This window comes from Mesorhizobium sp. M0040 (genome assembly GCF_040323505.1).
GTDB lineage: Bacteria > Pseudomonadota > Alphaproteobacteria > Rhizobiales > Rhizobiaceae > Mesorhizobium.
On record NZ_JAMYVA010000050.1, the window covers coordinates 14,982 to 40,765 of the forward strand.

General features: G+C 62.9%; 23 protein-coding genes. 12 read left to right on the top strand and 11 right to left on the bottom strand.

Annotated features, from left to right (window positions below):
• Positions 1–104 precede the first annotated feature (104 nt).
• The 4 genes from NKJ91_RS27860 to NKJ91_RS27875 form a co-directional block, all read right to left on the bottom strand.
• Positions 105–743: a TPM domain-containing protein gene (locus NKJ91_RS27860; RefSeq protein WP_352458086.1), complete on the bottom strand. Its 639-nt coding sequence runs from the start codon at positions 741–743 to the stop codon at positions 105–107.
• A gap of 10 nt (positions 744–753) precedes the next feature.
• Complete coding sequence (locus tag NKJ91_RS27865) at positions 754–1,596, bottom strand: TPM domain-containing protein (protein WP_352458102.1); 843 nt, start codon at positions 1,594–1,596, stop codon at positions 754–756.
• 52 nt (positions 1,597–1,648) lie between these two features.
• Entirely contained in the window at positions 1,649–2,494 is an 846-nt protein-coding gene (locus tag NKJ91_RS27870; RefSeq protein ID WP_352458087.1) for a TPM domain-containing protein, read from the bottom strand.
• Between the two features lie 165 nt (positions 2,495–2,659).
• On the bottom strand, positions 2,660–3,304 hold the full coding sequence (locus NKJ91_RS27875) for a LemA family protein (RefSeq protein WP_352458088.1): 645 nt from the start codon (positions 3,302–3,304) through the stop codon (positions 2,660–2,662).
• 161 nt (positions 3,305–3,465) lie between these two features.
• On the opposite strand from NKJ91_RS27875, the gene NKJ91_RS27880 reads away from it, so the two are divergent.
• From NKJ91_RS27880 to NKJ91_RS27890, 3 genes are all read left to right on the top strand, one after another.
• Positions 3,466–3,717, top strand: a complete 252-nt coding sequence (locus NKJ91_RS27880) for a hypothetical protein (RefSeq protein ID WP_352458089.1) — start codon at positions 3,466–3,468, stop codon at positions 3,715–3,717.
• An 8-nt stretch (positions 3,718–3,725) separates the two neighbouring features.
• Positions 3,726–4,610, top strand: coding sequence for a pyridoxal kinase PdxY (gene pdxY, locus NKJ91_RS27885; protein ID WP_352458090.1), 885 nt, complete (start codon positions 3,726–3,728; stop codon positions 4,608–4,610).
• A 62-nt stretch (positions 4,611–4,672) separates the two neighbouring features.
• Positions 4,673–5,440 carry a DUF429 domain-containing protein gene (locus NKJ91_RS27890; protein ID WP_352458103.1) on the top strand — a complete coding sequence of 256 codons (768 nt, stop codon included), beginning with the start codon at positions 4,673–4,675 and terminating at the stop codon, positions 5,438–5,440.
• 12 nt (positions 5,441–5,452) lie between these two features.
• Here the strand turns inward: NKJ91_RS27890 and NKJ91_RS27895 are convergent, their stop codons facing one another.
• A complete protein-coding gene (locus NKJ91_RS27895; RefSeq protein WP_352458091.1) occupies positions 5,453–6,655 on the bottom strand; it encodes an aromatic ring-hydroxylating oxygenase subunit alpha in 1,203 nt (400 codons plus the stop codon).
• A gap of 420 nt (positions 6,656–7,075) precedes the next feature.
• Here NKJ91_RS27895 and NKJ91_RS27900 point away from each other — a divergent pair, with 420 nt between their 5' ends.
• The gene (locus NKJ91_RS27900) at positions 7,076–7,480 is read left to right on the top strand and encodes a hypothetical protein (RefSeq protein WP_023678146.1); all 405 of its coding nucleotides are present in this window, start codon (positions 7,076–7,078) and stop codon (positions 7,478–7,480) included.
• Positions 7,481–7,568: 88 nt separating this feature from the next.
• Here the strand turns inward: NKJ91_RS27900 and NKJ91_RS27905 are convergent, their stop codons facing one another.
• Both NKJ91_RS27905 and NKJ91_RS27910 read right to left on the bottom strand, forming a co-directional pair.
• Entirely contained in the window at positions 7,569–9,656 is a 2,088-nt protein-coding gene (locus NKJ91_RS27905; RefSeq protein ID WP_352458092.1) for a PAS domain S-box protein, read from the bottom strand.
• A gap of 39 nt (positions 9,657–9,695) precedes the next feature.
• Positions 9,696–10,475, bottom strand: a complete 780-nt coding sequence (locus NKJ91_RS27910; RefSeq protein WP_352458093.1) for a response regulator — start codon at positions 10,473–10,475, stop codon at positions 9,696–9,698.
• Positions 10,476–10,521: 46 nt separating this feature from the next.
• Between NKJ91_RS27910 and NKJ91_RS27915 the strand changes: the two genes are divergently transcribed.
• Positions 10,522–11,208: a winged helix-turn-helix domain-containing protein gene (locus NKJ91_RS27915; RefSeq protein WP_352458094.1), complete on the top strand. Its 687-nt coding sequence runs from the start codon at positions 10,522–10,524 to the stop codon at positions 11,206–11,208.
• Positions 11,209–11,283: 75 nt separating this feature from the next.
• On the opposite strand, the gene NKJ91_RS27920 is transcribed toward NKJ91_RS27915, so the two are convergent.
• Positions 11,284–11,451, bottom strand: coding sequence for a hypothetical protein (locus NKJ91_RS27920; RefSeq protein ID WP_352451255.1), 168 nt, complete (start codon positions 11,449–11,451; stop codon positions 11,284–11,286).
• 600 nt (positions 11,452–12,051) lie between these two features.
• Between NKJ91_RS27920 and NKJ91_RS27925 the strand changes: the two genes are divergently transcribed.
• Entirely contained in the window at positions 12,052–12,516 is a 465-nt protein-coding gene (locus NKJ91_RS27925; protein WP_352458095.1) for a L,D-transpeptidase, read from the top strand.
• A 43-nt stretch (positions 12,517–12,559) separates the two neighbouring features.
• Here NKJ91_RS27925 and NKJ91_RS27930 read toward each other — a convergent pair whose 3' ends face one another.
• Both NKJ91_RS27930 and NKJ91_RS27935 read right to left on the bottom strand, forming a co-directional pair.
• Complete coding sequence (locus tag NKJ91_RS27930) at positions 12,560–15,646, bottom strand: efflux RND transporter permease subunit (protein ID WP_023678152.1); 3,087 nt, start codon at positions 15,644–15,646, stop codon at positions 12,560–12,562.
• A complete protein-coding gene (locus tag NKJ91_RS27935) occupies positions 15,643–16,920 on the bottom strand; it encodes an efflux RND transporter periplasmic adaptor subunit (RefSeq protein WP_502903641.1) in 1,278 nt (425 codons plus the stop codon). The genes NKJ91_RS27930 and NKJ91_RS27935 overlap by 4 nt, the downstream gene beginning before the upstream one ends.
• A gap of 150 nt (positions 16,921–17,070) precedes the next feature.
• Here NKJ91_RS27935 and NKJ91_RS27940 point away from each other — a divergent pair, with 150 nt between their 5' ends.
• The 6 genes from NKJ91_RS27940 (at position 17,071) to NKJ91_RS27965 (ending at position 23,839) form a co-directional block, all read left to right on the top strand.
• Positions 17,071–17,607, top strand: coding sequence for a TetR/AcrR family transcriptional regulator (locus tag NKJ91_RS27940; RefSeq protein WP_352458097.1), 537 nt, complete (start codon positions 17,071–17,073; stop codon positions 17,605–17,607).
• 138 nt (positions 17,608–17,745) lie between these two features.
• Complete coding sequence (locus NKJ91_RS27945; protein WP_352458098.1) at positions 17,746–19,350, top strand: inorganic phosphate transporter; 1,605 nt, start codon at positions 17,746–17,748, stop codon at positions 19,348–19,350.
• Positions 19,351–19,436: 86 nt separating this feature from the next.
• Positions 19,437–20,462, top strand: a complete 1,026-nt coding sequence (locus tag NKJ91_RS27950; protein ID WP_352458099.1) for a transporter — start codon at positions 19,437–19,439, stop codon at positions 20,460–20,462.
• 166 nt (positions 20,463–20,628) lie between these two features.
• Positions 20,629–21,273, top strand: a complete 645-nt coding sequence (locus NKJ91_RS27955; protein WP_352458100.1) for a carbonic anhydrase — start codon at positions 20,629–20,631, stop codon at positions 21,271–21,273.
• 13 nt (positions 21,274–21,286) lie between these two features.
• On the top strand, positions 21,287–21,694 hold the full coding sequence (locus NKJ91_RS27960) for a nuclear transport factor 2 family protein (RefSeq protein WP_352458105.1): 408 nt from the start codon (positions 21,287–21,289) through the stop codon (positions 21,692–21,694).
• Between the two features lie 90 nt (positions 21,695–21,784).
• Entirely contained in the window at positions 21,785–23,839 is a 2,055-nt protein-coding gene (locus NKJ91_RS27965) for a M3 family metallopeptidase (protein WP_352458106.1), read from the top strand.
• Positions 23,840–24,216: 377 nt separating this feature from the next.
• Here NKJ91_RS27965 and NKJ91_RS27970 read toward each other — a convergent pair whose 3' ends face one another.
• On the bottom strand, positions 24,217–25,557 hold the full coding sequence (locus tag NKJ91_RS27970; RefSeq protein ID WP_352458101.1) for an LGFP repeat-containing protein: 1,341 nt from the start codon (positions 25,555–25,557) through the stop codon (positions 24,217–24,219).
• Between the last annotated feature and the right edge of the window lie 227 nt (positions 25,558–25,784).

The following is a 25,784-nucleotide window of genomic DNA, read 5'->3' on the forward strand; positions in this document are numbered from 1 at the left end:
TAAACCCGCCGCGCCCGATTGCAAGAGTCCGGTCAACCGCCGCGATGCTTTCACACAGCCGGACGGTGCGTCCTTGAGACGCTGCGAAACCGCTTTTGGCGAGATCAAATCTCGACCAGATGGTCGTCCAGTTCGTTGCTGTCGCCGGTCGAGACCGGAAAATGCTCGGCCAGTACCGCACCGACTGCTTGGATCGCCTTGACGAACCCCTCGGCAAGCCGATCGTCGCCGGCATGCGCCGTAAGGTCGCGGACGACACCGTCCCAGACATGCTGGCCGACACGAGAATCGATCCCGCTGTCGGCGACCACCTCGGCGTAGCGCTCGGCAATCGAGACGAACACCAGCACGCCAGTGCGCGCCGTGGTGCGGTGGACGTTGCGGGCGAGGAACTGCTTCATCGCATTGGCGTGGGCGGCCTGGTAGCGCAGCCGCCTCGGCACCAAATGGATGCGCAATGCCGGCAATGCCCACAACAGGATGAGCACACTGGCAAGCGCCAGAAGCTCGGCGATGACGAAATGCGGCAAGCGGATCGACAGCCACCAGGCTTCCAGCCCATAACCGACGCCGAGGCTGACGACGAGCATGCCGAGCATCGCCATGAAAGCGGCCGGAAAGAAATAGCCGTCGCTGGCATGCGCCACGACGCAGTAGATCTCGCCGTCGGTCTTTGATTCGGCAGCGCGGATCGCATCGGCGATGCGCTCATGATCCTCGGGGCTGATCGGTCGTGTTGCCATGATTGATGTCTCACCAGCTTCCTGAAGAACCGCCGCCGCCGGACGAGCCGCCGCCGCCTGAAAACCCGCCGCCGGAACTTCCGGACGACCAACTGCTGCCGGAACTTCCCGACGACCAGCCACTGCCGGACGAGGTCCCCGACGTCCAGGCACCGCCACCGGAGGATGACGAACCTGGCCCGCGGCCGTAGCGGAACGTCATGCCCAGCCACTTGTACACGCCCGGCGACAGTTTCGTGCCGAAGATCGGCGGCAGGAACGCCATTGCCAAGCCGCCGAAGAACATCGTCGCCCACAGGACAATGAACAGCATGAAGATGGGATCGACAGGATTGTCATTCGCCGGATTGCGCTTGCCGCGCGCCTCCAGTTCTTCGGGATTGCCTTCCAGCACCATGATCATGTCGTCGACGGCCTTGCTGATGCCGCCGGAGAAATCGCCGGCGCGGAAGGCCGGCACCATGTCGTTTTCGATGATCAGCTTGGTGTGCAGGTCGGTCAGCGTGCCTTCCAGCCCATAGCCGACCTCGATGCGCATCTTGCGGTCGTTCGGCGCCACCAGAAGCAGGACGCCGTTGTTCTCCTTCGCCTGGCCGAGTCTCCAGGCGCGGAACAGCCGGTTGGCGTAAGGCTCGATCTCCTCGCCGTCGAGGCTGGGGATGGTCGCGACGACGATCTGGTCGGACCCTTTGGTCTCGAACTCGGCAAGCTTCTGCGTCAGCGCCGCCTCGGTCGCGGCATCGATGATGCCGGCATTGTCGACGACCCGTCCGGTCAGCGCCGGCAGTGCGGCGGCGAAGGCCGCGAAGCCGACCAGCAGCACCGCCATGGCCAACAGCGCGGTGCCGATCATTTTGATGAAACGGCCGGATTCCACCGGGCTGATGGCGTGTCTTGTCATCTCGTCACCAACTTCCCGAGGAGCCGCCGCCGCCGGACGAACCGCCGCCGCCGGAAAACCCGCCACCGCTTGAACCCGACGACCATCCCCCGCCGGAACCTCCCGACCAGCCGCCGGACGACCGCCGGTTTGGCTCGAAGGTCATGCCCAGCCAGCGATAGCGGCCGGGACCGATCTTCTGGCCGAAGATCGGCGGCAGGATGGAGGCTGCGAGGCCGCCGAAAAAGATGATTGCCCAGATGGCTATGAAGATCGTGAAGAACAGATCGTCGCTGTTGAACGGCGGCTGCTGGTTGCGTTCGCCGCGCGCCTCCAGTTCTTCGGGATTGCCTTCCAGCACCATGATCATGTCGTCGACGGCCTTGCTGATACCACCGGAGAAATCGCCGGCACGGAAGGCCGGCACCATGTCGTTTTCGATGATCAGCTTGGTGTGCAGGTCGGTCAGCGTGGCTTCCAGCCCATAGCCGACCTCGATGCGCATCTTGCGGTCGTTCGGCGCCACCAGAAGCAGGACGCCGTTGTTCTCCTTCGCCTGGCCGAGTCTCCAGGCGCGGAACAGCCGGTTGGCGTAAGGCTCGATCTCCTCGCCGTCGAGGCTGGGGATGGTCGCGACGACGATCTGGTCCGAACCCTTCGTCTCGAAAGCGGCAAGCTTCTGCGTCAGCGCCGCCTCGGTCGCGGCATCGATGATGCCGGCATTGTCGACGACCCGTCCGGTGAGGGTTGGCAGGTCGGCGGCGAAGGCGATGACAGGGAGGAGGAGGAGAAGGCTTTGGAAGACGAGCAGGAAGGCCAGGCAGGCGTTCTGTCGCGCCCCCCTCTGTCCTGCCGGACATCTCCCCCTCAAGGGGGGAGATCGGCTGTCACGGCTGTTTTCGCCAATCTCCAACGTTGCAGGATGGGCGGTGAGGCCAAAGCTGCCAATCTCCCCCCTTGAGGGGGAGATGCCCGGTAGGGCAGAGGGGGGCGCTACGGAATACAAGGCCAACAGGCCAGGCTCAACAGGCGCCGTTCACCCGCCTTGCGTGGTGTTGGTGCCGAAATCGACCTTCGGCGGCTGCATCTTATCCTCCTCGATGGTGAAATTCGCAAACGGCTGGTTGCCGCGGAACCACAAGGTCGCCCAGATCACCGACGGGAAGGTCCTCAGCGTCAGATTGTACTCTCTCACTGCCTGGATATAGTCGCGGCGGGCGACCGTGATCCGGTTCTCGGTGCCTTCGAGTTGTGCTTGCAGCGCCAGAAAGTTCTGGTTGGCCTTGAGATCGGGATAGTTCTCCACCACCGCCAGCAGGCGCGACAGCGCGCTGGTCAGGCCGGCCTGGCTGTCCTGGAATTTCTTGAAGGCTTCCGGATTGTTCAGCGTTTCCGGCGTCACGGTCACCTGCGTCGCCTTGGCGCGCGCTTCGACCACGGCATCGAGCGTGTCCTTCTCGTGCGCGGCGTAGCCCTTGACCGTGTTGACAAGATTGGGGATGAGATCGGCGCGGCGCTGGTATTGATTCAACACCTCGCTCCATGCGGCCTTGGCGTTTTCCTCAGCCGTCGGAATGGTGTTGTAGCCGCAGCCGGCAAGCAGCGGCAGCATGACGGCCATAACCAGGAACGCAGCTAAATTACCAAAGATTGGCGGCGAAGAAAGGCGCTGGGCAAGCATGATAAGTCCCCTCGATAGCATTGGCAGGCGAAGCATTAGCACAATCCTTGCGTAAGAAAATGACTTCGGCCGAGAAGTGTTACTGGTTTCTGCCATTCGCCGTCGGGCCCTGTGACAGACGAGGCGAACGGGTTAAGCTCGGCATAAAACGGGACATCACCATGGCGAAACGCCACGACAGCGACGCGGAATCGCGCCGCATCATCGAACGGGTGGCGCGCGAGACCGACCCGGGGGGCACCTCGTTCCTTGCACGAACCACTAAAGGCGCGCACGACCACGTCACCGCGGCCGATGCCGACCGGTCGGACCCGATCGAATATTGGGGCACCCGCATCGGTCGGGCAGCGGGCTTGCTTATTGCCATCGGCCTGTTGATCTGGCTCGTGCTTTTCGTCACCAGGGGCAGTTAGGAAAATCAATGAGTGCCGAAAAAACCGAGGCGCCGTGCGCGGTCATCGTCGTCTCCAGCCATGTCGCCCGTGGCTCGGTCGGCAACCGTGCCGCTGTCTTTGCGCTGGAGACGCTCGGCTTTCCGGTTTGGGCGGTACCGACCGTCATCCTGCCCTGGCATCCGGGCCATGGCCGGGCCACCCGCATCGTGCCGCCGCTGGACCAGTTCAAGGCGCTGATGGCCGACCTTGAGCGCGCGCCGTGGCTGGGCGAGGTCGGCGCCGTGCTGTCCGGCTATCTCGGCGAGGCTGGCCAGGCCGAAGCCGTCGCTTCGCTGGTCGGCGCGGTGAAGGCGAAGACGCCGGACGCCCTCTATATCTGCGATCCGGTGATGGGCGATTCGGGCGGGCTCTACGTACCTGAGCCGACCGCAATCGCCATGCGCGACCGGCTGATGCCGATCGCCGATATCGCCACGCCCAACCGCTACGAGCTGGAATGGATGGCCGGAGCGCCGCTGCCCGACTTGAAATCGGCAATGGCTGCAGCCCTGCGGGCCGGCCCACCGGCCATGCTGGTCACATCGGCGCCGGCGATGATGGCCGGCGGCACCGGCAATTTACTGCTCGCCGGCAGAGAGGCACTGCTTGCCGAACACCGGCTCATCGACAAGCCGCCGAATGGGCTCGGCGACCTGACGGCGGCCGTCTACCTGGCGCGGATCCTGTCCGGCCAGCCGGCCGCCAAGGCGCTGCAATCGACCACGGCGGCGGTCTACGAGATCCTGGCGCGCACCGCCAAGCGCGGCGGCGACGAGTTGCAGCTCGAGACCGATGCCCAGAGCCTGTCGCACCCGATGGCGATGGTGCAGCTTCGCCATCTCCTACATCCGGAACGGGACCGCCGGGCGTGACGCAGGCCGAAGACGCCGTGCCCCAGGATGATGGGCCCAAGGATGTTGCGCCAGACGATGTTATGCCCTGGGGTGTTGTGCTTGTCGGCGTCGACGGTTGCAAGGCCGGCTGGATAGCCGTCCGCCGCGATCCCGGTGCGGCACCGTCGACAGCCGTTTTCCCAAGCTTCGCGGCGTTGCTCGACCGACTGCCCGCCGACTCGTTGGTAGCGGTCGATATGCCAATCGGCCTGCCCGATTTCTCCCAAAGAGGCGGTCGCGGCCCGGAGGCGCTGGTGCGGCCGCTGCTTGGGGCCCGGCAGTCCAGTGTCTTTGCCATCCCCTCCCGCGCCGCGCTCTACGCGGAGATCGAAGCCTTCACCACGGTCGACGCCTGGTACGCCGCACATCGCAAGGCAAGTGAGGTAGCCAAGACGACCTCAGATCCGCCGCGCGGTGTCTCGATCCAGGCCTTCGGCATCTTCGCCAAGATCCGTGAGATCGATTCGCTGCTGATCGCGCGCCCCGAACTACGCAGCCGCGTGTTCGAATCGCATCCGGAAGTTGCCTTCTGCAAACTGAACGGCGACCGGGCGATGCGCCTGCCAAAGAAGATCAGGGGCAACATCAATCCGGCCGGCATGGCCGAACGCAAGGCGCTGCTTGCCCGGCATGGTTATAGCCAGGATTTTCTCGACCAGACGCCGCCGCGCGGCGCGGCCGCCGACGATTTCCTCGATGCCGCGGCGATGATGGTGGTTGCCGGACGCATCGTCAGAGGCGAGGCAATGCCGTTTCCGGATCCGCCGCTCGCCGATCGTTTCGGCATTCCGGTCGCCATTTGGGCCTGAGGACCGGGGGCGTCAGGAGCGTGATCTGAGCGCCTCGTTGAGTGCCCACATATCCTTCTCCTCGGGCGCGGTCTCCAATCCGAGCACGGGAACTTGCTTACGCAAATGGTCGTGGTGGGTGCGCACGCCATATTCGAGATCGGAGAGGTAAAAACCTCCGAAGGCTTCGGACAGCATGGATTCGTTGGACCATATCGAAAGCTGTACATCCTCGGCCAGCGTGTCGCGGTCGATGCGGTAGGATAGGTAGCGGGCTGCCGCCTGTTCCCTGGTCTCGTCGCGATAGCGGTAGATGGCGCCGCGCAGCAGCGTCTCACCCGTCGACAGCGGAAATTCCTGATAGAACTGCACCGATTCCGGCATGATCGACAGCGCGTTGTTCGGGAAGATGCCGTAGTAGATCCAGGCCTTGCGCAGGTGTTCCGGCAGGTGCTTCGCCTCGGGTGCGAGCTGGATGTACTGCGCGACGCTCCAGCGCCGTCCGGCATGCGGATTGTAGGTGGCGAACGAGCGCGACACGCCGTTGACGAACGGCTCGTCGAAATAGGTCGCACCGTAAAGGTCCTGCAGCGCCGGATGCGCCATGGCGACGTGGTAGCCTTCATTGTCGACATCGCGCACCGACTTCCAGTTGACTGGCGTCTTTTGGGTCCAGATGCCCCAGGACGGCACCATCTCGGCCACGCCGTAATGGGCAATCTCGGCTTCGATCGGCTTCAACAGCTCGGCCACCGATGGCTGCCGCCCACCCTTGCGGAAACGGATGAAGATGAAGCCCATCCAGATTTCGAGCTCGAGGGGCATCAGGCCGAATTCGGTCTTGTCGAGGTCGGGGAAGGAACGCGGGCGGGCAGCACCGCGCAGCGTGCCGTCGAGATTGTAGACCCAGCCATGAAAGGGGCAGACCAGCGCATTCTTGCAAGTGCCCTGGCTGTCGGCAACGACGCGACTGCCGCGGTGGCGGCACATATTGTTGAAGGCGCGCACGATGCCATCCTTGCCGCGCACGATCAGCGCCCGCTCGCCGACCACATCCATCGTCAGATAGTCGCCGGCATTCGGCACGTCGCAGACATGGCCGGCGATCTGCCAATGGTTGCGGAAGACGTGCTCCTTCTCGAGTTCGAGCAAGGCGTCGGAATGATAGCTCCAGCCCGGCAGCCCCCGCCGATCCCAATCGTTGGGGATTGCCACGTCACGCAGATGCGGGTTCATAAAAGGCTCTTTATTTATTGAATGCTCGTTCAATAAAAGCATATTTTCCGTTGAAATGCAATGGCTTGGAAAAATGGGGCGAATTCTCGACGGGAAATCGAGCGGGATTCGAGAGCCCAGTCCGAACGATCGAAGCCGGGAAAATCCCGGGAATTCCAGACGTTAATCCCTTAACACTTGTTAAGCGCCCGACGCTCCGTGGGCCTGGAAAGGCGACGTGGATCTGGTGCCGTGGGTAGCGGAAAACGAGCACAGAATGCCACCGGTGCTGCCAGCTACGCCGGATCGGTTTGCCCGGGAATGGCCGCGGGCTTGGTTTCATGCCGGTTACACAATCGTTAATCCATCATCGTTGGCCGGTTACAAGGTGCGATTAAGTTCGTTTCAACAGGGAAAAGAAGAAGACCGAAGGAAACGACGATGCGTACGAAAATCCAGATCACCGATACCGACCTTCGCCAGCAAGGTCCCCAGCGTAACGACCGACGCCCGAAGCTGGCGCTGCGCCAGCGCGCCAGTGATCATCCGATGGCGATGTTCATGCTGCTGGCGGCTGCCGCATTTGCCGGCATGGCGTTGACGCCGACCGTTGGTCCGGCCTTCGCCTCACTGAACCCGCCGGCCAACCTCATCGATGGCGCGACAACCACCACCAAGACGGCGCGCCTGCCGATGCCGGAGATCGATTTTGCCTGCAAGGGGCAGGCCTGGGGCGCCGAGAGCCTGGATTGCCTGCGCGTCATCGCTGCCCAGTCGGGCAAGGCACGACCGGTCCGCATGATCGCCAACGCCGCCCCGCTGGCCGATACGCCGAACGTTTTTTGATTTTTTTGCGAGCGCCCTCCAGCACTCCAGTCAGGCTCCCGCCGCAATGTCGGCCGGGAGCCTTTTTCTTCCGGGAGAGATCGCGGAGTTAGCCGCCCAGAGCGGCCTGCTCGGCAATGGCCGAGAGCACGCCGCGCACGTCCAGGGTGCTGAACGGTTTTTCGAGGATCGGCGGCCGCTGCTGCGCCGGCAGCGCTTCGATCTCGCCTTTCGCGCCGATTAGATCGCCGGTGACAAGCACGAAGCGCCGCGCCAGACCCGGCATTTCGGCGAGTAGCTCGCGATAGGCGGCTATGCCGCTGGTGCCGGGCATGCGCAAATCGGAAAACACGATGTCCGGCGGCACATGGCCGCTCAGCGTCGCGGCGGCCGAGACCCAGGCCGGCACGACCCGCGACTTGATGCCCATCAGCTCCAGAATATCGGACAGCGACGCGGCGACATCCGGCTCATCGTCTATGATCAGCGCGTGACGCAAGCCGCTCGACCGCGACGGAGCTTCGCCGGCGGCGGCCGCGCCGGCCGCGATCGCCGGCAGCTGCACGACAAAGCGCACACCTCTCGGCGAAACCTCCTCGAACCAGATATTGCCATTGTGCCGCTCGATGATCGATTTCGAGATCGACAGACCGATGCCGGTACCGACACCGACCGGCTTAGTGGTGAAATAGGATTCGAATATGCGTGAACGTATCGCTTCCGGCACGCCTGGCCCGTTGTCCTCGACCGAGAATCCGGGATTGCCGCGGTCGCTGCGAAACGTCCGGACCTTGATCCGGCGGTCGCCGGCAACGCCGGCCAAGGCGTGCTGGCTGTTGATGAGGAAGTTGGCGGCCACCTGCGTCACGTGGTCGGCATCGGCCATGGCCAGCAACGGGCCGCCGGCGAAATCGGTGTCGATGATGATGCCGCTCGACCGTGCACCATAGGCGGTCACTTCGAGTGCGGCGCGGATCACCTGGTTGAGGTCGGTTTCGGCTTGTGCGGCCGGGTGCAGGCGGACCATCGATAGGAAGCTCTTGACGATACGGCCGCAGCGCTCGGCAGCGGCGCGCACCTTTTCGGCGCGCACCTTGGTCTGGGGATCGGCGGCGAATTCGTGCAGCAGCGTCGACTGGGCGACAACCACGGCCAGCGGGTTGTTGAGCTCGTGCGAAACGCCGGCAAGCAGCGAGCCCATTGCCGCCATCTTCTCGTTCTGGTGCAGTTTTTCGCGCTGGCGGTTGATTTCCTCCTCGGCGCGCAATCTGTCGCGCAGGTCGCGGATAGAGCCGAAGATCAGCTGGCGATCGGCGACCCGCATCTCGGTTGCCGTCAGCTCGATCGGAAAAACCTCGCCGGCGGCGTTCTGGGTGACCGTTTCGAGCCGCTGGCCGACCATCGGCGCGCCGCGGCCCGACATATATTCGGCGCCGGACGCATAGCCCTTGCGGTAATATTCCGGCACGACCGTGTCGAGCAGGTCCTTGCCGAGGATATCGCTGCGCCGATAGCCGAACATCTTTTCGGCGGCCGGATTGAATTCGATGATCGAGCCGGTCTCGTCGATGACGATGATGGCGTCGAGCGAGGCCTGCAGCATGGTGCGGCGAATGACGTCGCTGGCATGCGCGTCGGAGGGCGATCGTTCGATGGCATCGCCGATGGCGAGTGCCACCATGTGCAGCGCCGCCTCTTCCTGGTCGGTCCATTCGCGTTCGTTGACGCAATCGTTGACCGCCAGCGTGCCCCACAAATTGCCGTGCGAAAAGACCGACACCGACAGGAACGACTTGATGTTCTGCTTTTCGAAATCGGTCCGCAGAAAGCCTTCGAGATCGCGTGTGTGCCCGGCGAAGATCTTGCCTTGGCGCTCGTCCTCCGCCAGCCGTTCCAGCAATGGGTCCGAATCGACGACGGACTGCACGATGACGGTAGGCGACGTCAGTTCGCCGCCAAACCGGGGGGCGATCCAATAAGCGGCGACCGACTGGGCGAAACCCTGGCCGGGCAGTTCGCGCAGGCGAAACAGGATGCCGCGGTGACAATCCATGGCTTCGCAAAGCGTCTGGAGAATACCTTCCATCTCGCGCTGCCAGTCGCCGGCTTCGCGCAGCCGGCGAACCACATGCACGGCCACCATCGCCGCGCCCTGCCTGGCGCCCTGCGTATCCGCGCGTGCTGTTTCAGCCGTCATGGTCATTTCCTGGCCTTGGCTTGCTCAAGCCGCCGGGCCTCAGTTATTTTCACCGGCCGGCAGCGAGAAGATATAGCCTTCGCCGCGCACCGTGCGCAGGAATTTCGGATTGGCCGGGTCCGCCTCGATCTTCTTTCTCAGCCGCATGATGCGGATGTCGACCGCGCGGGAGGATTCCGGGTCCTCGACGAAACCGATCGCCTCGGAGATCGCTGCCCGCGTCAACAGCCGGTTGGCGCGCGTCAGGAACACCTCCAGCACGTCGAACTCGCTCTTGGCCATGTCGATGACCGCGCCGTTGGCGCCGGTGACGAGCCTGCCGTCGAGATCGGCGTGAAAGGGTCCGAAGCTCACGGACCGACGGCCGCCGGATGTTTCAGCCTTGGCCTTTTGTGGCTCGGTCGGCTCCGGAACGCGGCGCAGCACGCTGCGCACCCTGGCCAGCACTTCGCGCAATTCGTAAGGCTTGACGATGTAGTCGTCAGCGCCGAGCTCCAGTCCGACGATGCGGTCGAGCGCGGTACCGGCGGCCGTCGCATAGATGATGCCGATCGGCATTTTCGACCGCATCCAGCGGCCGAGCGACAGGCCGTCCTCGCCCGGCATGGCGATGTCGAGAATGGCCAGATGGAAGGACTGGGTTCCCAAAAGGTCGCGCGCCGCCGCCGCACTTTCGGCCGTGGCCACATCATAGCCGCTGGCGCCGAGATACTCGGCGACCGCATCCCTCAGGTCGGGCTCGTCCTCGACAATGACAATTCGTGCCCGCACGATGCTTTCGCTCCCGCTTTCAGCGGAAAGTAGATTGGGTATAAACATGATGTCCAGCACTCTTCTTGGGTTGCCGTATGCGGGGTAGAAAAACATGGCTGCACGATCCGTTATCGCGCTTGTTTCCGTCGCTGAAGTAATTGCGACCGATCTTGCCGATCATCTCGAGCGGCGCGGTCATGACGTCCGCGCGGCGCGACAGCCGTGGGAGGCCGAATCGCTGCTTTCGGAAAAGGATATCGATGTCGTGGTTGTCGGCGACAGCGTCAGCCAGGCAGAGGGGCGCGACCTGCTCAGGCGACATGGCGGCGAAGGTGGACCGGATTTCATCCTGATCTGCCGCCCGGCCGATCTGGTCGACAAGGTTCTGGCGCTCGAACTCGGCGCCGCCGACGTCGTCGAAAGCCCGCTCAATGTCAGGGAGCTTGCCGCTCGCGTCGGCGGCCTTCTGGCTCGGCGCGGCAGGAGCGCCGGGGAACTGATCGTGCTGGAGAACGCGACCGTCGATCTCCGATCGGCCATCGTCATGCACCGCTCGGGCACGGAAGAACAGCTGTCCCCCGGGCAGGTGGCGCTGCTCAGGCTGTTCCTGGCCAGCCCACGCAAGGTGCTGACGCGGGACGACATCATCGCCGCCGCGCCCGCCGAAAATGCCGAAGCCTTCGATCGGTCGATCGATTCGCGCATCGTGCGGCTGCGCCGCAAGCTCGATACCGAAACCATCACCACCATACGGGGTGCGGGCTACCGGTTCGATCCGCCCACGCAATTCACCGATTGAAGGCAGGACGGCCACCCTTTTGTCTTGAGCATCGATTTTCCCAAAACCGGTTTCCACTTTGGGGTCCGATGCTCTTCAGCGCACCACGAGAAGCGACGGGCCGGACAGCATGTCACTGTTCGTGCTGACCTCGCCGGCATGGGCACGTTCCTTCAGCAGCACGGTGGCGAGGCCGGCAATGCCGAGCAGGCCCTGGACGTAAAGCAGGGCGGAAAGCACGGAAGCGGCGAATTTCGTTTTCATCCTGTTCGTTCCTCAAAATTGGAATTTACGGGCACTTCAGGGGAACCCCCGAAGCGCCCGCGCCGCCAGCGGAGCCCCCCGTTGCGGCGCGGGCCTTCGGTCCTCTCGGCTGCAAGTTGCCGGAGGCGCCGCGCATCCTCAACGGCCCTAAGCCGCCCCCGCCAGAGGGGCTTGAGCCGGTCGACGCGCAGGCTGGAAACTGTCCAGACCAATCCAGACCGTAGCGAAAACAGTGTTGGCTTCCGATCGTTCGTTGACCGCTGTTTTCGTTAGGTCAACTGTGCCTGTTCGCTGTATCCGGATCATGCCGCCGAGGCTGCGCTTTGTTGCAGCTCGGTTTCGGAGTCAGGTGAATTCCTATCAAACGAAAGGCAATCGCGTATTCGCGCCGCGGTTTGGCCGATCCGCCTAGGCAAACACGCCACCGTCATGACGACGTCGTGCAACTGCAAGCTGCTTTGCACGGACCTTTTCTGTTAACCAGGGGAAACAGAATCGAAACACAAACGAGCATCTAGCGAAATCGGCTTGAAACATGACGCCCCGATAAGCCGGTCATCGAATTGAGCCGGCCCCGACCGGCAGAATAGGGGAGACATCATGTACACTGCCATTTCCGCCAAGCTCATCAACATCGCCGCCGCCGTCATCACCGGTACTGCCTTGCTTGTCAGTGCCGGCAACGGCGCAGCCCACGCCGCCGCCAACAAGATCGTCGCGCGTGTGTCGCTATCGCAGCAGACCATGGAAATCCTGGTCGACGGCCGGCCGACATTCGCCTGGAAGGTCTCGACCGGCGACAGGACGCACGTCACGCCGACCGGTTCGTTCAAGCCGACCCGCATGCATGAAATGTGGTACTCGAAGAAATACGACAACGCCCCGATGCCGCATTCGGTCTTCTTCAGCGGCGGCTACGCCGTACATGCGACAAGCGCCATCAAGCGCCTCGGCCAGCCAGCCTCGCATGGCTGCGTGCGTCTGCATCCGGACAACGCCGCCGATTTCTACCAGCTCGTCGAGGTCTTCGGCCCGGCCAACACCAGCATCGTCATCGTCAAGTGAGCGATGCTTCTCGTCGCTCCCAGGGGCCGGAAATTAGCGCAGTCTAGTCCGGCATTACCGGCATCAGCTTCGGATCCGGCTTTTCGGCGTGATGCGGCAGGTCCTTGCTGGCGATAAAGGTGTAGAACATCGGCACCACGAACAGCGTGAACATGGTTCCGACCAGGATGCCGGTGAAGATCACCAAGCCCATCGAATAGCGTGCCGCCGCACCAGCGCCGCTGGAGATGATCAGCGGCACCACGCCGAGCGCCATCGCCGCCGTCGTCATCAGGATCGGCCGCAGCCGCACCCTGGCCGAGGCGATGATCGCATCGCGCCGCCGCATGCCGTGCATTTCACGCTGCTGGTTGGCGAACTCGACCAGAAGGATGCCGTGCTTGGTGATCAGGCCGATCAGCGTGATCAAGCCGACCTGCGTGTAGATGTTGAGCGTGCCGAGCCCGACATTAAGCGGCACGATCGCGCCGAAGATCGACAGCGGCACCGCCATCATGATGATCAGCGGATCGCGGAAACTTTCGAATTGCGCCGCCAGCACCAGATAGATGACGAGCACCGCCGCCGCGAAGGCGATGATGATCGTGTAGCCCTGTTCCTTCTCCTGCCGCGATTGACCGGTATAGTCGATGAAGAAGGTGTCGGGCAGGCTCTGCTTGGCAATGTCCTCGATCGCCTGTAGCCCATCCCCGGTGGTGATGCCGGGCCGCGGCAAGGCAGAGATCGTCGCCGAGTTGAGCTGGTTGAACTGCTCGATGGCGGCCGGCGACGCGTTGGTCGAGATCTTCACCACCGCCGAGAGCGGCACCATCTCGCCCGATACGCTGCGCACGAAATACTCGCCCAGTTTTTCGGGATTGTCGCGGAATTGCTGCGGCACCTGCGGAATGATGTCGTAGCTGTTGGATTCGCGGTCGAATTGCGCCACTTCGGCGCCACCGACCAGGAGCGTCAGCGTCCGGCCGATGTCGGCTATCGGCAGGTTGAGCGCGGCGGCGCGATCGCGGTCGATCGTCACCGTCACTTGCGGCGCGTCGAAGGTCATCGAATTCTGCACGACGATGAAGCGGCCGGAGGCCTGCGCCTTGTTCTTGATGTCTTCGGCCGCCTCGTACACCTGCGAGGCGTCGCCGGTCGAGCGCACGACCATCGTTATCGGCAGGCCGCCGCCGGAGCCGGGCAGCGTCGGCGGCGCGAAGACGAAAGCTTCGACGCCCGCCACCTTGCTCAGGCGGCCCGTAATGTCTTGCTGGATTTCCTTCGAGTTGCGCGTGCGGTCAGCCCAGTCCTTGAACGCAAAGCCGACGAAAGCGCTGTTTGTCTGGCCACCACCGAAGGCGACCGCCGAGAACTGTGCCCGCGTCTCGGGCAGATCCTTGACCAGGCCGAGTATCTGATTGACGTAGGTTTCGGTATAGTCCGACGTCGCGTACCGCGGCGCGGTCACCAGCGAAAGCAGGAAACCCTGGTCCTCTTCCGGCGCCAGTTCGCTCGAGGTCTTGGTGAACATGAAACCGGTCGTGGCGACCAGCGCGAGGACGATCATCAGCGTCACCGGGCGATAGTTCAACGAACCGGTGACGAGCCGCTCATAGATGTGTTCGACGCGCCCGAACGTATTGTCGACAATGCGCTGAAAGCGGCTGTGCGAGCCGGACCTCAGGATACGTGCCGACATCATCGGTGTGATGGTGAGGGCGACGACACCCGAAAGCACCACCGAGCCGGCAAGCGTCACCGCGAATTCGCGAAACAGTGCGCCGGTCAGGCCGCCGGTGAAGGCCAGCGGCGCGAACACGGCGGCCAATGTTATCGTCATGGCGACGACGGCGGACGAGATCTCCCGCATGCCGTTGAACGCCGCCTGCATCGGCGACAAGCCGTCTTCCTCCATGTGGCGGTGGATGTTTTCCACCACCACGATGGCATCGTCGACGACAAGGCCGATCGCCAGCACCATGGCCAGCAACGACAAAAGATTGATCGAATAGCCCACTGAAAACAGCAGGAAACAGACGCCGATCAGCGACAGCGGAATGGTCACGATCGGCATCAGCACCGAGCGGAACGAGCCGAGGAAGAGCAGGATGACGACGATGACGATGGCGACCGCCTCGCCGATGGTCTTGAATACCTCCTCGATCGACGCGCTGATCTGCTCGGTTGAGTCGTAGACGATCTCCATCGTCATGCCGAGCGGCAGCGTCTCCTGAATGGTCGGCACAATCTTGTGGATTGCCGCCGCGGTGGTCAGCGGATTGGCGGCCGGCGTCGGAAAGATAGCGAGAAAGATGCCGGGCTTGCCGTTGAAGCTGACCCTGGTGTCGGTGTTCGCCGCGGCGAGTTCGACGCGGGCCACGTCGCGCAGTCTCACCACATTGCCGTCCTTCGACCGGAGTGGAAGGGCGGCGAAAGCCTCCGGCGTCTGCAGCGTCGAGCGAACGGTGATCGAAGAAACCACATATTCGTTTTCGGTGTCGCCGGGCGCGGAAAGGAAATTCGATTCGTTGATGGCGGCCAGCACTTCCGCCGCCGTCACGCCGCGTGCCGCCAGTTTGATCGGGTCGATCCAGACCCGCATCGAATATTCGGCTGCGCCGAAGATCTGCACGTCGGCGACGCCTTCGACCGTCGAGATACGCGGCCGCACGACGCGCTCGATATATTCGGTGAGTTGTTCCGGCGTCATGTTCGGGTTCTGCATCGAGATGTACATCATCGCGAACTGCTGGCCGGTGCCCTTGACGATCACCGGGTCTTTGGTTTCGTCCGGCAGATCGCCGCGAACGCTCTGCACCTTCGACAAGACTTCGTTCAGCGCGACGTCGGGGTCGGAGCCGAGTTTCATCTGCACTGTCACGGTGCTGGATGACGGCCGGCTCGCCGATGTCACATAATCGATGTTTTCGGTCGACGCGACGGCACGCGCGATCGGCGCGGAAATGAACCCCTGGATCAGGTCGGCGCTGGCGCCGGGATAGGCCGTGGTGATGGTGATGGCCGTTTCTTCAACCTCTGGATACTGCCGGATCGAAAGGTTGAAGATGCCCTGAAAACCCAGAAGCAGGATCATGCAGGCAAGCACGGTCGAAAGGACCGGGCGGCGGATGAAGAGGTCGGAAAAGCTCATTGCTGGGCTGCCTGCTGGTTCCCTGGCTTGCTCGGATCGATCGTGTTGTCGACGGCAACGGACATGCCGTTGGCGAGCCGGTTCTGGCCGGCGGTAACGACTTCATCGCCGGGCGCGATGCCCTCCAGGATCTCGACCAGGCCGGCGTTGCGGCGGCCTGGCTTGACGAACACCTGGGCGAGCACGAGCTGCGGCTTCTGTTCTTCCGCTGCCGGCTTGGCTTCCTCTGCCGGTTTGGCTGGGGTAGCAGCCGGCTTTTCTTCGGGTTTTGCCGCGGGTGCTTCGGCTGCGGGCTTGGCAGCATCTGCAGCCGGCTTTTCTTCCGGCTTTGCCTCGGGCGCCGCGCCGTTGGCTTCGGCGGATTTGGCCGGGCGCACCACGAAGACGAAGTCGCCGTACAGGCTGGAAGTCAGCGCCGTCTGCGGCAGCGCCAGCACGTCGTTCTCCTCGGGCAGTTCGACGCGCACCTGGACGAACTGACCGGGCGTCAGCTTGCCTTCGGGATTGCCGACCTCCGCCCTCACCGTCACCAGCCGGCTCGTCGGGTCGATCTTCGGATCGATACCGCGGATGCTGCCGGTGAACGGCATGTCGCCGCCGCCGACGCCCAACCGCACCGTCTGTCCGATCTTCAGCTGCGGAAGCTGCTGCTCCGGGACGGTGAAATCGACACGCATCGTGTCCATGTCCTGCAAGGTCACCACGGCGGTGCCGGGTGTGAGATACTGGCCAATGTCGATTTTCGGAATACCGACGGTACCCTTGAAAGGGGCCGTCAACTGCTTTTGGTCGAGCACCGCTTGCAGCTTGTTTACCTGCGCTGCGGAGACCGACGCTGCTGCCTGCGCTGTGTCGAGCGTAGCGTCGGTGCCGACCCCGCGCTTCTGCAGCTCAAGAGCGCGCATCAGCGTCGTCTGGTCGGATGTGGCTTGCGCCTTCGATGCCACGAGGTCGGCTCGCTCGACTTCATCGTCGAGTTGCAGCAGCACGGCGTTGGCGGCGACCTTCTGATTGGCATGGAACAGGATGTCCTTGACGATGCCCGCGGTTTCGACCGTCAGGTCGACGCCGCGTACGGCACTGACAGTGCCGATCGCCTCGATGCCGGGCGTCCAGGACATCGGTTTGACGATGACCGTCGACACGGTCGCGGCCGGCGGCTTCATGGTGGCGAAGAACTGTTTGATCGCATTGTCGCGAAACAGGTTGAAGCCGACGATGCCGCCGCACACCAGCACGAGCAGAATGAAGGCGATGATGAAGCGCTTGATCACGAACAGTCCCCTCGGCCACGGCCCAGCATAACGGTCGGACGACCGGAACACATACCTGTGACTGGTCCCAATTTCAAATGACGGCGATCTTACTGTACCGTCTGGACGGTCTTGTCAATTCCGCCTAAGCTAATGAATGGGGAACGCTTGATGAAAGTCCGCAGAGCAAATTCGCGCGAGAAGATTCTCGCCGCCGCCGCCGACGTGGCGCGCGAGACGGGTCCTGGCAGCCTGTCGCTGGATGCGGTCGCCAGCCGTGCCGGCGTGTCGAAGGGTGGTCTTCTCTACAATTTCCCGACCAAGGCGAAATTGATGCAGGCGCTGGTAGAGGATTACCTGCGCGCCTTCGAGCAGGCCCTGGAGTCCGCCCGCACGGCCGGCGTCAACGGCGAAAGCCCGCTTGCAACTTATATCAAGCTGTCGGCTGAGCATGCCGAGGAATCGAAACCGTCGGCATCCTGGATATTTTCGGCGATTGCCGAGGATCCTGATTTCCTGACGCCGATAAAATCGTTCAGGCGGCAGGTGTTCGAGCGGCTGAAGGAGGAGACGCCGAACCTCAAGGCGCTGCTGGTCTGCTATCTCGCCATCGAAGGGCTTCGCAGCATGAACCTGTTCGATTCGGACATTCTCTCCGCCGAAGAGCGCCGGCTGCTGATATCGACCCTGCTGGACATCGCGGAATAGTCTACGCCGGCCGGGTTCAATTGCCTCGGTCGCTTCGATCGCCCGTTGCGTCAACCCAAAGTGCCTGCCGTCACACAGGCTTCATCGTGCCGACATAGCGTCCTCCCATTCTTTGCTGCAAGGCAGGAGGAGTGGGGTATGGTAGATATTGTTTCAAGCGAGGCAGGAATTCCAAGGCCGGAGCATCCGCTTGACCGGCCAAACGGCACCGGTAAATGGTTTCTGCCGGCCTTTGCCGTCATCATTCTGGGCGGCCTTGCCTATGTCGGCTACGCACTCAGCCAGGACCTGACCAGCACCGTCGCGGTGCCGTGGATCCTACTTGGGCTGGCGCTGCTGATCGCGCTCGGCTTCGAATTCGTCAACGGTTTTCACGACACTGCCAATGCGGTGGCAACGGTGATCTACACGCATTCCATGCCGGCCGAGCTTGCAGTGATGTGGTCCGGCTTCTTCAACTTCCTCGGCGTGCTTACCGCCAGCGGGGCGGTCGCCTTCGGCATCATATCGCTGCTGCCGGTCGAATTGATCCTTCAGGTCGGATCGAGCGCGGGGCTGGCCATGGTCTTCGCGCTGCTGGTCGCGGCGATCATGTGGAATCTCGGAACCTGGTATCTCGGCCTGCCGGCCTCGAGCTCGCACACGCTGATCGGTTCGATCATCGGCGTCGGTCTCGCCAACCAGTTCATGGCCCCGGCCGGCTCCGTCACCAGCGGCGTCGACTGGTCGCAGGCGTCCAATGTCGGCCTGTCGCTCCTGATCTCGCCGCTGGTCGGTTTTGGCCTGGCTGCACTGCTGCTTCTGGTGATGAAGCTGCTGGTCAGGAACCGCGAGCTTTACGAGGCGCCGAAGTCGAGCGCGCCGCCGCCGCTGTGGATTCGGGCGCTGCTTATTTTCACCTGCACCGGCGTCAGCTTTGCCCACGGCTCCAATGACGGGCAAAAGGGCATGGGCCTCATCATGCTCATCCTGATCGGCGTCGTGCCGACCGCCTTCGCGCTCAACCGCACACCGGACGTGAACTATCTCGAAGGTTACAAATCGGCGGCGACGCAGGTCGAAACGGTATTCGGCAAATACGTCAAGCCCGGCGTCGCCGTGACCGATGCGGCAACCGTGGTCGGCAACGCCGTTCGCACCAAGACCTGGAAGGACGAGACCACGCCTGCCCTGCAGAGCTTCATCCACGACACCAGCGCCATGTTGTCGCCCTATCCGTCCGTGGAAAAGCTGCCGACAACGCTGGTCAGCAACGCCCGCAACAACATCTATCTTATCGGTGAAGCGCTGAAGCTGATCGACAAGAAGAAGCTGCTGCCGATGGAGGCAGACGACCTGAAGGCGGTGACGACCTACCATAAGGCGGTCGACAACGCGACGAAGTTCATCCCGCTCTGGGTCAAGGTCGCCATCGCGCTGGCGCTCGGCCTCGGTACCATGGTCGGCTGGAAGCGCATCGTCGTCACCGTCGGCGAGAAGATCGGCAAAAGCCATTTGACCTACGGTCAGGGTGCGTCCGCCGAGCTTGTCGCGATGGCGACGATCGCATCGGCCGACTATCTCGGCCTGCCGGTCTCAACCACCCATGTGCTGTCCTCGGGCGTTGCCGGCACCATGGCGGCGAACGGCTCGGGCCTGCAATGGTCGACGGTGCGCAACATGCTGATGGCCTGGATACTGACCCTTCCGGTCTCCATCTGTCTTGCCTTCGTGTTGTTCGTCATCTTCCGCCAGGTGTTCTGAGCGGGGGCAGGGTTTGACCAGAATGTCGCGGCACCGGCCCCGGCGCCGCCCGGATCACCTAAACGTGCATCGTTTCGGCGGCGGCCATGAATGACGCATCGCATCTGACATTGCTTGCCGCGGACGACCAGCATCATGCTCCCGGGCTGGTCTGGGCCTATCATGCCGCTCCCGGCAAAGCTCCCGAATCGCTGGCGCCCCGAGACATAGAAACCGCGCTGGCCTTACCGGACGGCTGGGTCTGGCTGCATGTCGACCTTGTCGACCGGCGCGCCCATTCCTGGATCAGCCATGCCTGCGCGCTGCCGGCGTCGGCTCATGCAATCCTCGAAGGACATGAGGACAGCCTGGTGCTGGCGCATGAGAATGGCGTCGTCCACGGCATTTCGGCCGATCTGCATGGCGAGATCGCCCATCAGTCGACGACCATCGGCAGATTGCATTTTGCGGTCTCGGAACGGCTGCTGGTCACCGGCCGCCGGCATCCGCTGGCGGCAGTGGAGGAAGTGCACACGGCCCTTGCCGCGGGGCTGCGGCCGCCCACGGCATTCGAGCTGTTCGAAACGCTGGTCATGGCTTTTTGCAAGACCACCAGCCTGCGGCTCGCCGCGGCAACGAAGCGGCTGGATGCAGTCGAGGATCATCTCGTGACCGAGCGGCTTGCCGACGAAAGACGGCAGCTGAAGGATGTGCGCCGCCTTGCCGTATCCCTGCATCGGCCGATCTCGGCCCTGGCAGCGCTTTTCCAGGATGAAGACCGTTCCGCCTGGAACCTTTCCGCCGGCGCACATGAAGTTCTGCGCCGGCTTGCTGCGCGCCTTGAACGGCTCGACCGCGAGGTCGTCATGATCAACGACCGGGCAAGGCTGCTGCAGGAGGAGCTTGCGGCTGAGCTTGCCGACGAATCGAACCGTAGCCTCAAGGCGCTGGCGGTGATGAGCGCGCTGCTTTTGCCAGGAACGCTGATCGTCGGCATTTTCGGCATGAACACAGGCGGACTGCCATTTGCCGAGAGTCCCAGCGGCTTCTTCCTGGCGATGCTGCTGGCGGTTGGCGCGACCGGCCTGTTCTACTGGCTTCTACTGCGCGCCGGCGCCAATCTGCGGTTCTGAGGCCGATTAATGGCGGCGTTCGTCCACCTGTGTCAAAATACGGGCTGGCACGTCGAAACCACGCCATCCCGCCTTCCGAAAATCGGTTCCGATTTTCAGGCCGATGCGCTAGAGCCTTTCGGGATTGAACCGTGCCTTTAACCCGGAAAGGCTCCCACCGCTGCCCATGCCCCATCTTCCCGAGCATCTTCTCACCGGCTACCGCAATTTCATGAATGGCCGCTATCTCACCGAAAGCGGCCGTTATCGCTCGCTGGCGCGGGAGGGCCAGGCACCGGAAACGATGATCGTCGCCTGCTGCGATTCGCGGGCCGCGCCCGAAGCGATCTTCGATGCCGGGCCCGGCGAGCTGTTCGTGCTGCGCAACGTCGGCAATCTGGTGCCGCCCTATGCGCCCGACGATCAGTTCCACTCGACATCGGCGGCGCTCGAATTTGCCGTGCAGAGCCTCAAGGTCAAGAACATCGTGGTGATGGGCCACGGCCGCTGCGGCGGCATCCGTGCGGCACTCGACACCACGGCCGCGCCGTTGTCGCCGGGCGATTTCATCGGCAAATGGATGAGCCTGATCGCGCCGGCGGCCGAGACCGTGTCGTCCAGCACCTTCATGACCGCGACCGAGCGCCAGACGGCGCTGGAGCGCATCTCGATCCGCTATTCCATAGCCAATCTGCGCACCTTCCCTTGTGTTTCGATCCTCGAAGGCAAGGGGCGGCTGTCGCTGCACGGTGCCTGGTTCGATATTTCGACCGGCGAGCTTTGGGTGATGAACAAGGACACAGGCGATTTCGAGCGGCCGGAGACGGAGTAGGAGACGAGGCATGATGCGAGCTCGGTTCGCGTTCGCGGCGGCGGCACTGCTGTGCTCGGCAAATGTCGCCCGCGCCGACGATAGCGCGATCATAGACCGCTGGTATTCGGCACTGCTGATCGCCGACCGCACCGAATTGTCGGACCTGCTTGCCGACAACGTCCGCATCAAGCTCGACGACCTCGGCGTCGTGCAAAGCAAGCAGGAATTCATCGCCTCGATCGCCGAGTGGCAAGGCGCCGTCGCCGGGGCCGAAATCCGCCACCGGATCGAGAAATCCGAGAGCGGCGTCACCACTGTGATCGCCTGCTATGATTTTCCCAGCAACGACATGCTGATGCAGGAGACCTTTGCCGTCGCCAACGATCAAATCACCGCCAGCTCGCAGGCCGCGATCGCGGAAAACTGCGACGGCTACTGAGGAAATCATGAACGGGGCGTGCTGTTGCGCGCAACCGGCCGGCGCCTTACATCGGTGACGATCCATCTTCTCCCGCCACTCAGCGAAAGTTTGCCCATGCCGTCCACCGTCGACCTCGCCGCCCATCCGCTGACCGCATGGCAAGGGCCGCTCGGCCTGCCCGATTTCACGCGCATCGGCGACGGCGATTTTTCTCCGGTCTTCGACGCGGCCCTGAAGGCGCATGAAGCTGAGATCGAGGCGATTGCCGGCAACACCGGGACACCGACCATCGACAATACGCTTGCCGCGCTCGAGCTTGCCGGCGAGGCGCTCGACCATGTCTCCTCGATCTTCTGGTGCCGCGCCGGCGCCCACACCAACGAAGCGATCCAGGCGCTGGAGCGCGAGATCTCGCCAAAGATGTCGCGGCATTTCTCGGCAATTTCGATGAACGAACGACTGTTTGCCCGCATCGACGATCTCTATCAGCGCCGCGAGGCTTTGAAGCTCGATGCCGAAACGCTGCGGGTTTTGGAAAAGACCTGGAAAAACTTCGTCCGCTCCGGCGCCAGGCTCGACGCCGAAGGCAAGAAGCGGCTTGCATCGATAAACGAGGAGTTGTCGTCGCTCGGCACCAATTTCGGCCAGAACGTGCTTGCCGACGAGCGCGACTGGGCGCTGTTCCTCGGTGAGGCCGACCTTGCCGGCCTGCCGGAATTCCTGAAAAGCTCGATGGCGGAAGCCGCCGAGATGCGCGGCCAGAAGGGCCGCTACGCCGTCACTTTGTCGCGTTCGATCTACGAGCCGTTCTCGACCTTCTCAGAACGCCGCGATCTGCGCGAGACGGCGTTCCGCGCCTTCATCATGCGTGGTCAGAATGGCGGCGCCACCGACAACACGGAAGTGGTGCGCGACATGCTGCGCCTGCGCGCCGAGAAGGCGAAGCTGCTCGGCTATCCTTCCTACGCCGCATTGAAGCTCGACGATACCATGGCCAAGACGCCGGAGGCGGTGCACGCGCTGCTCGATCCGGTCTGGGAAAAGGCGGTGGAAAAGGCCGCAAGCGACCAAACCGAATTGCAGCGGCTGGCGGCCGAAGCCGGCAGCAACGAGAAATTCGCTGCCTGGGACTGGCGCTTCTATCAGGAGAAGCTGCGCGCAGAGAAATTCGCCTTCGACGAGGCCGAGCTGAAGCCGTACCTGCAGCTCGACCGCATCATCGAGGCCTGTTTCGACGTTGCAACACGATTGTTCGGCATTTTTTTCGAGGAAAAGAAGGGCATTGCCACGTGGCACCCGGACGCTCGGGTTTTCGTGGTGAAGAATGCCGACGGAAGCGAGCGCGGCCTGTTCCTCGCCGATTATTTCGCGCGACCCTCGAAGCGCTCCGGCGCCTGGATGAGCGCGCTGAAATCCGGTTATAGGCTTGGCCCTGGCTCGAAGCCGGTCATCTACAACATCATGAATTTCGCCAAGCCGCCGGCCGGCGAGGCAGCCTTGCTGTCGGTCGACGAGGCCAAGACCCTGTTCCACGAATTCGGTCACGCGCTGCACGGCATGCTGACCGACGTCACCTGGCCATCGGTCGCTGGCACCTCGGTCAGCCGCGATTTCGTCGAGCTGCCCTCGCAGCTCTACGAACACTGGCTGACGGTGCCGGCGGTGCTGGAAAAGCATGCGCTGCATGTTAAGACCGGCAAGCCGATGCCAAAGGCGCTGGTCGACAAGATGCTGGCGGCGCGCACCTTCGGCGCCGGCTTCGCCACCGTCGAGTTCACCGCCTCGGCGTTGGTCGACATGGCCTACCACGCCCGGCCGGATGCACCGGAACAGGCGCTTCGTTTCGAAGCCGAAACGCTCGAAAAGCTCGACATGCCTGACACCATCGCCATGCGTCACCGCACCCCGCATTTCGGCCATATCTTTGCCGGCGATGGCTATTCGGCCGGCTACTATTCCTACATGTGGTCGGAAGTTCTTGACGCCGACGCGTTCGCCGCCTTCGAGGAAACAGGCGATCCCTTCAACCCGGCGCTGGCCGAGCGGCTGCGCAAGAACATCTACGCCGCCGGCGGCTCGAAGGACCCCGAAGAACTTTACACCGCCTTCCGCGGCAAGATGCCTTCACCGGAAGCAATGATGGCCAAGCGCGGGCTGGTGTGATGCATGCCCGCTCTTGTCACCGTTCTCTTTCCATCCTGATTGATCTCGGCTGTCATGGCGGCGGGTTGCGCACCGCCTGATCCGGTTTCCGCCGGTCCCGCTCGGCCTCGTTGGCTGCGGCCGCGTCGTTGAGGTGACTGCACTTAATGCGGTCTCCATCGTTCCGGCCGAAGGAGCCGCGTTCATGGCGGCGCTACGGGCTGTGCGGGGTAGGCAACGACAGCTTGCCCGCTATGCTGATCGGCCGCTGCCGCATCTGGATCGCGCCTTGCGACGACCGATACGGAAACTCTCAGTCGCGAACGTCAGCCCCGCCAACGGAAGGCGGGGCTGGTAAGTTGATTGTCCCGGCAAGCTTTTTTGCCGGGGCGATTGGCCTAGGCAGGCACAAAGCCAAAATAGGCTTTGTAGGAAGCCCCCTCGCCGGAAATCAGGGGCGTTTCCACTTTGAACCCAATCCCGCTGAAGGTGGTATTGTTCGTGCGTGCCGCGAGCAACACCATCTGCTTTGCGGAGATGGTCACTGTCGCGCTCCCGATCCTGTCATCGCCCCAATCGAAGAGATCGCTGATGGCGCCGCCGATCGATGGCATCAAGGATCCCAGAGCCGGGCCGGCTATCGCGGCAATGATAGGTCCTGCCACCGGAATGAGGCCCAAAGCCAGCGTACCCGCCGTATGGACGCCCATCACGACCTTCTGCACTTCGTCCTTGTACTTGTTGGGATCGCCAAAATCGTTTTCCATCAGCACCGTACCGATATTGATGCCGTAGGGCTTGCCTCGATAGACCTCCATCAGGTCGGGTCTCGTATCTCCCGCATCGACGTCGCCATAGACCTGGCTGCGCTTGGTGTCGGCGATCTGCGGCGTTGCCACGCTGACGATGACATAGGGCTCGTCCGCACCACCCGGCCCCTGATCCCAGTCGGTCTCGCCGAAGCAATGGAGGCCGGTATAGTGGACGACGACGTCTCGAAGGTCGATCGCGCCGGTGTCGGGCCACCAGTATATGCCACCGTTTTCAAACAAATTGGCGCGGCCACCATCGGCAAATTCGGTCTCGTCGGTCGTGGGATAGCCCAGATATGACTGTTCCCAGCCCAGGCTCTCCCACTTCTTGCGGATGTCGCCGTACACCACGTTGGCTCCTGTGTTCGGTGTCCAGTAGATCGAGCCGGCATTGGCAAAATGGTTGTAGCGCCCGACGCCGTCGGGAGTTCCGGTTTCGTCGGTGACCGGATAGCCGAGAACCGAGCGCTCCCAGCCCATTGCTGCCCATTTGCCGCGAATTGCCCCCCAAATCGCTTGAGCACCGGTGTTCGGTGTCCAGTAGATCGAAGCGGTATTGTTGTTGAAGTGATTGTATCGGCCGACGCCGTCGGGAGTTCCGGTTTCGTCGGTGCAGGGAATGCCCCACGCGAGACCGCCAAGCGCAATCCACTTCCTGTAGATTTCGCCATGGATTTCAAAGGCGTCGTGCATGGCATCGTTGTAGCAAATGCATGAGCCGTTCTTGAGATACCAGGCTTTTCCAGTGTCCTTCCTGTCGATCTCGGCGAAGCCGGCGCCTCCAAGGGAGTTGTACTTTTGCTGTATGACAGCTTCGGGCGAGAGGAGCGACCAAGGCCCGATCCTGAGCTGGTCGGAAAGTCTTGTGGCTCCAGCGCGGATGGTGCCGGCACGCACTCTCGAAGTTGCTCTGGCAGTATACGGCATGACCTTTTCCTTCCTGTGAGTGTTGGTATCGGGGGCTTCAGGCCTCCGGCGATCGGTTTTGATCGACGGGCCGAGGTTCCCAGACCGCGACTTACGGACGGCTTACGGAGTTCCGAGCTGCGCCAGAGTATCCGTGTTGGTCAAGGGAGAGATGGTGTCCAGGTCCGATTGTCCCTGAGTAGTGCGTTTGCGAGGATGATGAGCTTTCGCATGATGGCTGTGATGGC

Bases quoted from the DNA above. Each gene is read 5' to 3' on its own strand.
- NKJ91_RS27970 (WP_352458101.1), bottom strand. From the start codon at position 25,557: ATGCCGTATACTGCCAGAGCAACTTCGAGAGTGCGTGCCGGCACCATC.
- NKJ91_RS27880 (WP_352458089.1), top strand. From the start codon at position 3,466: ATGGCGAAACGCCACGACAGCGACGCGGAATCGCGCCGCATCATCGAA.
- NKJ91_RS27890 (WP_352458103.1), top strand. From the start codon at position 4,673: ATGCCCTGGGGTGTTGTGCTTGTCGGCGTCGACGGTTGCAAGGCCGGC.
- NKJ91_RS27895 (WP_352458091.1), bottom strand. From the start codon at position 6,655: ATGAACCCGCATCTGCGTGACGTGGCAATCCCCAACGATTGGGATCGG.
- pdxY (WP_352458090.1), top strand. From the start codon at position 3,726: ATGAGTGCCGAAAAAACCGAGGCGCCGTGCGCGGTCATCGTCGTCTCC.
- NKJ91_RS27900 (WP_023678146.1), top strand. From the start codon at position 7,076: ATGCGTACGAAAATCCAGATCACCGATACCGACCTTCGCCAGCAAGGT.
- NKJ91_RS27920 (WP_352451255.1), bottom strand. From the start codon at position 11,451: ATGAAAACGAAATTCGCCGCTTCCGTGCTTTCCGCCCTGCTTTACGTC.
- NKJ91_RS27950 (WP_352458099.1), top strand. From the start codon at position 19,437: ATGAATGACGCATCGCATCTGACATTGCTTGCCGCGGACGACCAGCAT.
- NKJ91_RS27955 (WP_352458100.1), top strand. From the start codon at position 20,629: ATGCCCCATCTTCCCGAGCATCTTCTCACCGGCTACCGCAATTTCATG.
- NKJ91_RS27910 (WP_352458093.1), bottom strand. From the start codon at position 10,475: ATGTTTATACCCAATCTACTTTCCGCTGAAAGCGGGAGCGAAAGCATC.
- NKJ91_RS27875 (WP_352458088.1), bottom strand. From the start codon at position 3,304: ATGCTTGCCCAGCGCCTTTCTTCGCCGCCAATCTTTGGTAATTTAGCT.
- NKJ91_RS27925 (WP_352458095.1), top strand. From the start codon at position 12,052: ATGTACACTGCCATTTCCGCCAAGCTCATCAACATCGCCGCCGCCGTC.
- NKJ91_RS27905 (WP_352458092.1), bottom strand. From the start codon at position 9,656: ATGACGGCTGAAACAGCACGCGCGGATACGCAGGGCGCCAGGCAGGGC.
- NKJ91_RS27960 (WP_352458105.1), top strand. From the start codon at position 21,287: ATGCGAGCTCGGTTCGCGTTCGCGGCGGCGGCACTGCTGTGCTCGGCA.
- NKJ91_RS27945 (WP_352458098.1), top strand. From the start codon at position 17,746: ATGGTAGATATTGTTTCAAGCGAGGCAGGAATTCCAAGGCCGGAGCAT.
- NKJ91_RS27860 (WP_352458086.1), bottom strand. From the start codon at position 743: ATGGCAACACGACCGATCAGCCCCGAGGATCATGAGCGCATCGCCGAT.
- NKJ91_RS27865 (WP_352458102.1), bottom strand. From the start codon at position 1,596: ATGATCGGCACCGCGCTGTTGGCCATGGCGGTGCTGCTGGTCGGCTTC.
- NKJ91_RS27930 (WP_023678152.1), bottom strand. From the start codon at position 15,646: ATGAGCTTTTCCGACCTCTTCATCCGCCGCCCGGTCCTTTCGACCGTG.
- NKJ91_RS27915 (WP_352458094.1), top strand. From the start codon at position 10,522: ATGGCTGCACGATCCGTTATCGCGCTTGTTTCCGTCGCTGAAGTAATT.
- NKJ91_RS27940 (WP_352458097.1), top strand. From the start codon at position 17,071: ATGAAAGTCCGCAGAGCAAATTCGCGCGAGAAGATTCTCGCCGCCGCC.